General features: G+C 71.8%; 9 protein-coding genes. 7 read left to right on the forward strand and 2 right to left on the reverse strand.

Annotated elements, in window-relative coordinates; genetic code table 11:
* Positions 1–6: 6 nt before the first annotated feature.
* Positions 7–2280, reverse strand: coding sequence for a TOMM precursor leader peptide-binding protein (locus tag ACFC96_RS40735; RefSeq protein WP_376617377.1), 2274 nt, complete (start codon positions 2278–2280; stop codon positions 7–9).
* Positions 2277–2594: a hypothetical protein gene (locus tag ACFC96_RS40740; RefSeq protein ID WP_376264822.1), complete on the reverse strand. Its 318-nt coding sequence runs from the start codon at positions 2592–2594 to the stop codon at positions 2277–2279. Before ACFC96_RS40740 ends, ACFC96_RS40735 begins: the two co-directional genes overlap by 4 nt.
* A gap of 250 nt (positions 2595–2844) precedes the next feature.
* Here ACFC96_RS40740 and ACFC96_RS40745 point away from each other — a divergent pair, with 250 nt between their 5' ends.
* The 7 genes from ACFC96_RS40745 (at position 2845) to ACFC96_RS40775 (ending at position 10476) form a co-directional block, all read left to right on the forward strand.
* Positions 2845–3639, forward strand: a complete 795-nt coding sequence (locus tag ACFC96_RS40745) for a BTAD domain-containing putative transcriptional regulator (RefSeq protein ID WP_376264825.1) — start codon at positions 2845–2847, stop codon at positions 3637–3639.
* 53 nt (positions 3640–3692) lie between these two features.
* Positions 3693–5282, forward strand: coding sequence for an acyl-CoA carboxylase subunit beta (locus ACFC96_RS40750; RefSeq protein ID WP_376617379.1), 1590 nt, complete (start codon positions 3693–3695; stop codon positions 5280–5282).
* 261 nt (positions 5283–5543) lie between these two features.
* Entirely contained in the window at positions 5544–6809 is a 1266-nt protein-coding gene (locus ACFC96_RS40755) for a beta-ketoacyl-[acyl-carrier-protein] synthase family protein (RefSeq protein WP_376264831.1), read from the forward strand.
* Positions 6806–8017 carry a ketosynthase chain-length factor gene (locus ACFC96_RS40760; RefSeq protein WP_376264834.1) on the forward strand — a complete coding sequence of 404 codons (1212 nt, stop codon included), beginning with the start codon at positions 6806–6808 and terminating at the stop codon, positions 8015–8017. The genes ACFC96_RS40755 and ACFC96_RS40760 overlap by 4 nt, the downstream gene beginning before the upstream one ends.
* 63 nt (positions 8018–8080) lie before the next feature.
* Complete coding sequence (locus tag ACFC96_RS40765) at positions 8081–8350, forward strand: acyl carrier protein (RefSeq protein WP_362909328.1); 270 nt, start codon at positions 8081–8083, stop codon at positions 8348–8350.
* A 114-nt stretch (positions 8351–8464) separates the two neighbouring features.
* Entirely contained in the window at positions 8465–10252 is a 1788-nt protein-coding gene (locus tag ACFC96_RS40770) for an acyltransferase domain-containing protein (RefSeq protein WP_376617381.1), read from the forward strand.
* Positions 10249–10476 (forward strand): DUF6059 family protein, encoded by a 228-nt coding sequence (locus ACFC96_RS40775; protein WP_351442484.1) that lies wholly within the window; start codon positions 10249–10251, stop codon positions 10474–10476. The genes ACFC96_RS40770 and ACFC96_RS40775 overlap by 4 nt, the downstream gene beginning before the upstream one ends.
* Positions 10477–10576 lie beyond the last annotated feature (100 nt).

A 10576-nucleotide genomic window follows, 5' to 3' on the forward strand; every position in this document is an offset into this window, starting at 1 on the left:
CCGAACTCAGACGAACAGGGGAATCGGGTTGATTTCCTCGTACGGAAGAGGGTGCGTTCGGTGTCCGAGCGCCACCGGTATATCGAAGAGGCGGCCCGGGGCGAACCGTGCCCAGAAGTGGCGCATTCCCGGAATGATCACCTTCACAACGGGAAGTCCCACGTCGGGGCGTGTTTGGTCAAGGATCAACAATTCCATGCCACGGCCACGTACAAGGGTTTCGGCCAACTCGATGTCGTCCAGCAGGTCGTTGTGGACCGGAAAGGAATAGGACTCCGGGGTCCGTGGAGCTTCGGCCGGATCCGCGCGAACGTATGGCTGATTTTCCACCGTCGCCCCCTGCCACCAGGCAGAAAGATCACGGTCTGCGGACCGGAATTCACCCGCGTTCCCTTCCGGGGGAAGGAGTTGGGCCATTTCCGTGACCGCCCGTCGCAGTGCGAGCCGGGGGTCGAAATGAGCCCCGAACCCGAACGAGATCGCCTGTCCCGGCCCGTCGGTGCGCCGGGACAGGGCCACCACAACCGGAATGCCGAAATCCGAAGTGAGGTCGAGCGCCCAGACATGACGGTGGAGCCGTTCGAACGTCTGCCGGGTGCGGGCCAGCCACGGCTCGTCGAAGGCGTCGAGGTCCACCGCGGGCCGGCGCGTGCGGTTGTACCACCACAGCGCCACCGCGTCCCGTTCCACCAGTTCGAGGAAGCCCTGCACGACGGCGTCCTCCGGGCTGCTGCCCGCCGCGTTGCCGTTGGAGTCGGCCCACGGTGTGGCCGGCACACCGTCGGGACCGGGGCCGAAGTACAGCATCGACGTCGGCAGGAGCCGTTGCTCGCCGGACGTGAGGGACCACACCGGCGTCCAGTCGGCCGGCGCCTGGGCGTCGAACGGCGGCGGGACCTGCTGGAAGCGCGAGTGCCGCGGATTCCACCGGTCCCGCTCCCGGAACTGCCGGTCGGCGAACAGCTGGCAGAGATTGGGATGCAGGGCCGCGTCACCGAGCCCCGCCAGGGTGTCGCGCACGGTGGGCTCGTCGCCCTGACGGGTACCGCAGTAACGCTCCAGCGCCTCGCACAGCGCGCTGACCTCGGCCTCCTGCGGAGTGGTCCCCTTGCCCCCGCTCTGGCCGCGCAGGCCACCGCGCAGCCCGGCCAGGGAACGGCTGTCACCGAGGGCCAGATTGCGGCCGGCGACGTACCGGTTCAGTCCGTCCGGCGCGCCCGGGGCGGGACGGAGTTCGGACACGACGCCGGTGACCGGGTCGGCCAGATGCCGGTAGCGGGACAGCACCGTCTCCGCGCTCTGCGACCGGTGATTGCCGCCCACCGTGCGGACCTTGGGGCTGGAGCGCGGGGTGAAGGGTGCGCGTACCCGTCGTGCGACGAGCTCCGGATCCCCGCACGTGGAGCACTGCGGACGACGGATCACCGGGTGGCGGCGGGTCGCGAGGGTACGGGTGTCCAGCGTGCAGACGGCGCCCTGGCCCTCGTACCGCATGCCGGCCACCCACTTCGTCGCCTCCAGCACCGCGGTGTGCAGCCCCAGGGCGCGCACGGTGGCGAACGAGGCCTCCGGCACGGGCAGCACGGCCCCCAGCCCCAGGGCCTGCCGGACCGGCGCCGTCGAGGACCGGTGTCCGCGCAGGCGGTGTGCCAGACACTCCCAGCACGCGCTGTCCCCGCCCCCGTACACCGGCCCCACCCAGGGCTCCGCGCCGCTCGGTTTGGCGAGCAGCCAGGAGCGGCCCGAGGCCCGGTGCCGGGCGTCGACCTCGGCCAGCCGGGGATCCAGGTAGTCGTCGCACAGGACGAGGGACAGTTCGGCCACGTCCTCGTCGCCGGGGCCGGCCATCCGCAGGCCCGCCGCCAGGCACTCGGCCCGCACCGCCGCGGGATCCCCCTTCCCCAGGTGCACGAGCGCCACCCGGGTCTCCCGGAACGAGGCGGAGGCGCTGGGCCCGTGCAGGCCGGCGATCTCCCAGTACGCCTCCGTCGAGGCGTCGGCGGCCGGGTCGTGATAGCCGACCAGATCGGCCCGGGCGAGTTCGGCGATCATGCGGGCCGCGGTCGTCGGCGGCAGGGTCGCCGCCGCGTCCCGGAGCACGCCCGCCAGCGTGCGGGTCCCGTCCAGCAGGGCCGCGAGGTGCTGAACCTCACGGCCCTGCAGGGCAGTTGTCTCCCGCTCGGACAACAGGTAGACGGCGTCCCCTTCGATCGCCTCGACCCGCAGATGTCTCTTGAACCCCACCAGGAGTTCGGTGGGTACCCCCCCGGATATGTTCATGCACGCGCCGCTTCGGCCTCTTCGCCGGGCAGGGGCGCCATGCCGGTGGCGCAGCCGTAGAGCATGACGGTGCCGGGCCGGTCCAGGTGGTCGATGACCAGGCCCCGGTCGGCGCTCCCGCTCTTGTACACCTCCCCGAAGAGGTCCGCGACGTCGTCGCCGTACACCGGCTCCACGGCGGGGAGACCGAACTCGACGAGTACGGAGACGGGGTCGCTCGTGTAGCGCTGGGCCAGGTCGGGCTCGAGGCCGGCCCGGGCGGTGAGGAGTGCGAACTGGTGATCCGAAGTCAGCTGAACCGTAGCGGTGTCCATGGAGAGCCCCCTGCTGAGTCGATCGTGCGAGACGTTGTTCGCTTGCCGAATTCCTGGATTCTGCGTCCCACCACGTCGAACGGCACAGTGCCACTGTCACCATCGGGACATGACATTTTCATGCCCGGTCACGTGACCACCTCACTGGGACCGTGATGCCCCGGGTGCGAGGGTCGGTGCAGACTCCGCGAATCCGTGCAGGCCCGCCGACGGACCTGCCGCATCAGCGCACGAAGGGGAGGGCGCCATCATGGAGATCAATGTCCTGGGGCCGTTGACGGCCCGTGAGAACGGGGTTTCCGTCGTACCCACGGCCGCCAAACCGCGCCAGATCCTGTCCCTGCTCGCCCTGCAGTCCGACCGCGTCGTGACCGTGGCGACGCTCATGGAGGAGATCTGGGGAGAGGACATCCCGCGCAGCGCGGCCACCACCTTGCAGACGTACATCCTCCAGCTGCGCCGCAAGATCGCCGCGGCGCTCGACGGCGACCCCGCCCGCCAGGCCAAGGACGTCCTGGTCACGCAGCACGGCGGCTATCTGCTCCAGGTGCAGCCGGGCCAGGTCGACGCGCACGAGTTCCTGCGCGTTACCGCGTCGGGCCGGGCCGCCCACGAGGCGGGGGACCACCTCGCGGCCTCCGAACTCCTCGGCCAGGCACTGAAGATGTGGCGCGGCCCCGCCCTCGTCGACGTACGCGTCGGCACCGCGCTGGAGCTGGAGGTGCTCCGGCTGGAGGAGGACCGGATGGCCGCTCTGGAGAGGCGGATCGACTCCGATCTGAAGCTCGGCCGGCACAGCGAGATCGTGCCGGAGCTGCGGGTGCTGGTCGCCCGGCACCCGATGCACGAGAACTTCTGTGCCCAGCTGATGACCGCACTGCACCGGTCGGGCAGCGCCTGGCGGGCGCTCGAGGCCTACCAGCGGCTGCGGGTGACGCTCGTCGACGAGCTGGGACTCGAGCCCTCGGCCCGGTTGCAGCAGCTCCATCAGGCGGTGCTGTCCGCCGACCCGGCCCTGGACGCCCACGTCCCCGCGACCGGCTGACTGGCCGGGGTTCCCTCCAGCACCTCTCTAGCCGGCGTTCCTACGTTCGGCCGATGACGATCCTCGACGACATCACCGTCAGTCCGGCAGCCCCCGACCTCCGCCGTGCCACCGCTGAACTGCGGCGGCTCAAGGAGGAGGTGAGTCGCGGGCCCGATCCCGCGGCGACCCGGCGGCAGCACGAGAAGAACAAACTCACCGCGCACGAGCGCCTCGAACTCCTCTTCGACGAGGGCACGTTCACCGAGATCGAGCCGCTGCGCAGGCACCGGGCCACCGGGTTCGGCCTGGAGGACCGCAAGCCGCACGGCGACGGTGTCGTGATCGGCTGGGGCCTGGTCCACGGCCGGACGGTCTTCGCCTACGCCCACGACTTCCGCGTCTTCGCCGGAGCGCTCGGCGAGGCGCACGCCGCGAAGGTGCACAAGGTGATGGACCTCGCGGCGGACGCGGGTGCACCGCTCGTCAGCCTCAACGACGGGGCGGGCGCGCGCATCCAGGAGGGCGTCACCGCGCTCGCGGGCTACGGCGGCATCTTCCGCCGCAACGTCGCCTCCTCGGGGGTCATCCCGCAGATCAGCGTGATGCTGGGCCCCTGCGCCGGAGGCGCGGCCTATTCGCCGGCCCTGACCGACTACGTCTTCATGGTCCGCGAGACGGCTCAGATGTTCATCACCGGACCCGACGTGGTGCAGGCGGTGACCGGCGAGAAGATCACCCACAACGGTCTCGGCGGCGCCGACGTGCACGCCACGACCTCGGGTGTCTGCCACTTCGCCTACGACGACGAGGCCGACTGCCTGGAGGACGTGCGCTTCCTCATCGCGCTGCTGCCGTCCCACAACCGTGAGTTGCCGCCCGCGGTGCCCTGCGACGACCCCGCCGACCGGCGCACCGACGGCCTGGTCGACCTGGTGCCGGCCGACCCCGGGCGCAGCTACGACATCCGCGCGGTGATCGAGGAGATCGTCGACGACGGCGAGACCTTCGAGGTCCACGAGGCGTGGGCGCCCAACGTCGTGTGCACCCTGGCCCGCCTCGACGGCCGCACGGTCGGCATCGTCGCCAACCAGCCCGCGGCCCTCGCCGGCGTGCTGGACATCCACGCGAGCGAGAAGGCCGCACGGTTCGTCTCCACGTGCGACTCCTTCAACATCCCGCTCGTCACCCTGGTGGACGTCCCCGGCTTCCTGCCCGGCGTCGACCAGGAGCACAACGGCATCATCCGGCACGGCGCCAAGCTCCTGCACGCGTACTGCAACGCGACCGTGCCGCGGATCTCCCTCGTCCTGCGCAAGGCGTACGGCGGCGCGTACATCGTCATGGACTCCCGTTCCATCGGGGCCGATCTCGCCTTCGCCTGGCCCACCAACGAGATCGCCGTGATGGGCGCGGAGGGCGCCGCCAACGTCATCTTCCGCCGCGAGATCGCCGCGTCGGACGACCCCGCGGCGGTACGCGCCCGCCGCGTCGACGAGTACAGGAACGAGCTCATGCACCCCTACTTCGCGGCGGAGCGCGGCCTGGTGGACGACGTCATCGATCCCGGGGACACCCGCCGCGTCCTCATCAGCTCACTCGCGATGCTGCGCTCGAAGCGCGCCGAAGTGCCGTCGCGCAAGCACGGAAATGTCCCGACATAGACCAGCAGTTCGGCAGGTCCACGCACACACGAGTCCAGTTCTAGGGCACGGACGTTCCATAGCTTCACCGGTCAGGGCAGCACGCTACGAGCGAGCCGCAGACCGGGACAGGCCGGCCGGGGGGGTTCCCACCCCGAACCCCCTCCGGCCGCTGCCACCGACCCATGATCAGCACGGATGAAGGGATCGACAGTGACCCCCAGAGTGCCAACCGGCTGGTGCGCAGCGACGCCCCAGGCCCCGTCGAAGGCCAGGTAGACCATGCGCAGAGTCGCCATCACCGGCCTGGGCGTCGTGGCCCCGGGTGGGGTCGGTGTCAAGGAGTACTGGGAGCTGCTCACGGCGGGCCGCACGGCCACCCGCCGGATCTCCTTCTACGATCCCTCACCGTTCCGCTCGCAGGTCGCCGCCGAGGTCGACTTCGACCCCTTCGCGGCCGGGCTCTCCCAGCAGGAGACCCGCAGGCTCGACCGGGCCGCGCAGTTCGCGGTCGTCTCCACCCGTGAGGCCCTCGCCGACAGCGGCCTGGAGATCTCCGCCCTCGACCCCGGCCGCGTCGGCACGGCGGTCGGCAGCGCGGTCGGCTGCACCACCAGCCTGGAGCGCGAGTACGCCGTCGTCAGCGACGGCGGCCGCAAGTGGAACGTCGACCACGAGTACGCCGTACCCGAGCTGTACCGGCACTTCGTGCCCAGCTCGCTGGCCGCCGAGGTCGGCAGGGCCGCCGGGGCGGAGGGGCCGGCCGCGGTCGTGTCCACCGGATGCACCTCCGGCCTCGACTCCCTCGGCCACGCCGTGGAACTCATCCGCGAGGGCACGGCCGACGTCATGATCGCCGGTGCCACCGAGGCGCCCATCTCGCCGATCACCTCGGCCTGTTTCGACGCCATCCTCGCCACCACACCCCGCAACGACACCCCGGAGAGCGCCTGCCGGCCCTTCGACCGGACCCGCAGCGGCCTCGTCCTCGGTGAGGGCGCCGCCATCCTGGTCCTGGAGGAGCTGGAGAGCGCGAAGCGGCGTGGTGCCCATGTGTACGCCGAGATCTCCGGATTCGCCTCCCGCTGCAACGCGTACCACATGACCGGCCTCAAGCCGGACGGCCTAGAAATGGCGGAGGCCATCGACGCCGCCCTGTCCGAGTCGCGGCTCGCCCCGGACTCGGTCGACTACATCAACGCCCATGGCTCCGGCACCAAGATGAACGACCGCCACGAGACCGGCGCCTTCAAGCGCAGCCTCGGCGAGCACGCCTACCGCACCCCCGTGAGCTCCATCAAATCGATGATCGGCCACTCGCTCGGAGCCATCGGCTCCCTGGAGATCGCCGCCTGCGCCCTCGCGATGAAACACGGCGTCCTGCCGCCCACCGCGAACCTCCACGAGCCGGACCCCGAGCTCGACCTCGACTACATCCCGCTCGTCGCCCGCGAGCAGCAGACCGACGTGGTGCTCAGCGTGGGCAGCGGGTTCGGCGGATTCCAGAGCGCCATGGTGCTGGCCCGCCCGGACAGGAGGACCGTATGACCGCCGTCGTGACCGGCCTGGGGATCACCGCCCCCAACGGCCTCGGCACCGAGGAGTTCTGGAAGGCCACCCTGGCCGGCGAGTCGGGCCTCGGCCCCGTCACCCGCTTCGACGCCGCCCAGTACCCGTCCCGGGTCGCCGGCGAGGTGTCCGGATACGTCGCCGAGGAACACATCCCCAGCCGGCTGATGCCGCAGACCGACCACATGACGCGCCTCGCGCTGACCGCGGCCGACTGGGCGCTGAAGGACGCGGGCATCGACACCGACGAACTTCCCGAGTACGGCATCGGCGTGGTCACGGCCGCGTCCGGTGGAGCCGTCGAGTTCGGCCAGCGCGAACTCCAGAACCTGTGGAGCAAGGGCAAGGAGTACGTCAGCGCCTACCAGTCCTTCGCCTGGTTCTACGCGGTCAACACCGGGCAGATCTCCATCCGGCACAAGCTGCGCGGCCCCAGCGGTGTCCTGCTCACCGAGCAGGCCGGCGGCATCGACGCCATCGGACACGCCCGCCGCCACATCCGCAAGGGCTTCCCCGCCGTCATCGCGGGCGGCGTCGACGCGGCCATCTGCCCCTGGGGCTGGGTGCCGCAGATCGCCTCCGGCCTGATGAGCACCGTCGACGACCCCACCCGGGCCTACCTCCCGTTCGCCGCCGAGGCCGGCGGATACGTCCCGGGAGAGGGCGGCGCCATCCTGCTCGTCGAAGAGGCGGGTTCGGCCGCCGCGCGCGGCGCCGGGCACGTCTACGGCGAGATCGCCGGATACGCGGCGACCCTCGACCCGGCCCCCGGCACCGGCCGCCCGCCCGGACTGCGCAGGGCCGCCGAGAACGCCCTCGCCGACGCCGGGATCACCGCCGGCGACATCGACGTCGTCTTCGCGGACGCCGCCGGCGTACCGGACCTGGACCGGGCCGAAGCCCTGGCACTGACCGAGCTGTTCGGGCCGGCCGGCGTCCCCGTCACGGCCCCGAAGACGATGACCGGCCGCCTCCTCGCCGGGGGCGCCGCCCTCGACGCGGCGACCGCGCTGCTCGCCCTGCGCGACGGAGTCGTCCCGCCCACCGTCCATGTCACCGCTCCCGCCCCGGAGCACACCATCGACCTGGTCACCGAAGCACGCGAGGCCGATCTGCGCACCGCACTTGTCCTCGCCCGCGGCCACGGCGGCTTCAACGCCGCACTCGTGGTGCGCCGCACCGCCTGAACCGTTCCCCAGTCGCCACACCCCGCCGCATCAGCGAGCCCAACCGAGAGGACGGCACCAACCATGACCATCTCCACCGCCACCGTGACCCTGGCCGACCTGACCCGCATGCTCCGCGAGAGCGCGGGTGAGGAAGAGGGCGTCGACCTCGACGGCGACGTCATCGACACGCCGTTCATAGAACTCGGCTACGACTCCCTCGCCCTGCTCCAGGTCATCGGCGAGATACAGCGCGAGTACGGCATCAGCATCCCCGACGACGCCGTCGTCGACGCGGAGACCCCGGGCGCGCTCCTCGCCCTCATCAACTCCGGCCGGACGCCCGCCGCCTGAGCCGGACACCCCGCGGCCGCCCTGCCTTCGTTCCCCCGGCAGGCAGGGCGGCCGCTCCGTGCCCCGATCCCTTGACATCCATGGGGCCGAGCCACGGTCCACGAGGAGGGAACCATGTCACTCACGTCTCACAGTGCGGTGGTCCGCCGGCTGATCGTCAGCCCCGGCGCGGCTCCGCAGGAGCACGCTCCGGTCGTGGCCTCGGCCGCCGCCGTCTCGGCCGTACTGCGCGCCTTCGGCCGTTCCCCCGAGGACCTGCCGGCCCGAACCGTCGTCCTCATCGGATCCTCCGCCGTCGACCCCGGACTCGGTGCCGAACACGAGGGCTTCACCGTCCGCACGGAGGCCACCGCCGGCCTGGCCCTGCGCCGCGCCCACCACGAACTCCACGAGGGCGCCGCCGACCTCGCCCTCGTCGCGGGCTTCGGGGAGCCCGACGCTCAGACCATCACCGTCTACGCGGTGAAGCGCGCCGCGGAAGCGGTGGCCGACGGGGACGCCGTCCTCGGCGTACTCGATGTGGCGGCCCCGCACCGCCCGCAGGACGCGCCGCCCCTGCGGCCCGTGCGCCAGAACCCCCGCGGCACCGACCCCGACCGCCACCGCCTGATCCTCTGGTCCGGCCGGACCGCGGACGACGAGGTCCGGGTGCGCGCCGAACTCCTGCCGATGCTCGGCGGAATCCACCGGGAGGCGTACCCCGCGCTGCCGACCGCCGTGCCCTGCGGCACCCCGCCCGGCCCGGTACGCGGCGCGGCCGTCGCCGTGTCCACGCTCGCCGCCCGCGCCGTCCACCAGGCCCGCGCCGTCGACGTGTCCCGCAGTCGTCCCGTCGTCCTGCTCTTCCCCGGCCAGGGCTCGCAGCACGCCGGCATGGCGGCCGGCCTCTACCGCCGCGAGCCCGTCTTCACCGCGGCCGTCGACGCGGCCCTGTCCCACCTGGGCGAGGAGGGCTCCCGGGTACGCGCCGACTGGCTGAACCCGCAGAGCGCCGCCATCGGCATCGACGACGTACGCCGCGCCCAGCCGCTGCTCTTCGCGATCGACTACGCGCTGGGCCGCATGATCCTCAGCTGGGGTGTACGTCCCACGGCGTTCCTCGGCCACAGCGCGGGCGAGCTCGTGGCGGCCACCTTCGCCGGCGTGGTCTCCCTGCGCGACGCCGTCGCCATGGTCCAGGCCCGGGTCAGGGAGGCCGTGAAGATCCCGGCCGGCGGCATGCTCGCCGTCGCCGCGAGCGAGGAGCGGCTGCGCCCCTACCTGACGGACGGGGTGGGCATCGCGGCCGTCAACGCCAACCAGCAGGTGATGCTGGCCGGTTCGGACCAGCCCCTCGGCGAAGTCGCCGACCGCCTGCGTGCGGACGGACTCACGGTCGTCGCGGTCCCCGCCACCAGCCCCTTCCACTCCCCGGCGATGGCACCCGCCTCCGACGCGATCGAGACCGACTACCGCGGCATCCCGCTGCGCGAGCCGAAACTGCCCCTCTACTCCGGCTACACCGGCACCCTGATGAGCCCCGAGGCCGCGCGCAGCCCCCGCTTCTGGGCCGATCAGATCACCGACACCGTCCACTTCCGCGACGCCCTGGACGAGCTCCTCGCCGCCGACGACGTCCTCCTCATCGAGGCCGGCCCGCGTCAGACGCTCACCGCCTTCGCCCGCAGGCACCGCTCGGTCCGCCTCGGCGCCGGCGCGGTCTGCCCGCTCCTCCCGGCTCGCCCGGGCACCCAGGAGGCCGACCGCCAGTCCGTGCTCAACGCGGCCGCGCGCCTATGGACCGAGGGCCACGACCTGGACCTGAACGCGATCGCCCGCCTGTGGACGTGGAGCGACGACGACGCATTCGCGGCGGCCGGCACCAGGACGCCGCCCATACCGGCAAAGGCTCTGGTCGCATGAGAATCGTCTCCAAGGCCCTGCGCGAGATCTACCACTGGCTGACGGCCGCGGGATGGATCTGGCTGGGGATGTCCACCCTGGGCCCACCGCCGGTCGGGCCCGAGCCGGGTCTGGACGAGCCGCCCCAGGGGCACCCTGAGCGGCTCCGTCCGGACATCGCGCTGACGTCGACCGAACTCGCGCTGCAGAGGCAGCTCATGGAGCCGATCAGGGAGCAGCGGTGAACGTGAAGGACGTACGGCGTCTGGAGCGGGTGATCATCCGGTTTGCGGGTGACTCGGGCGACGGTATGCAGCTGACGGGTGACCGGTTCACTTCGGAGAC

The sequence above is a fragment of the Streptomyces sp. NPDC055955 genome (assembly GCF_042270245.1).
In the GTDB taxonomy this organism is placed as follows: domain Bacteria; phylum Actinomycetota; class Actinomycetes; order Streptomycetales; family Streptomycetaceae; genus Streptomyces.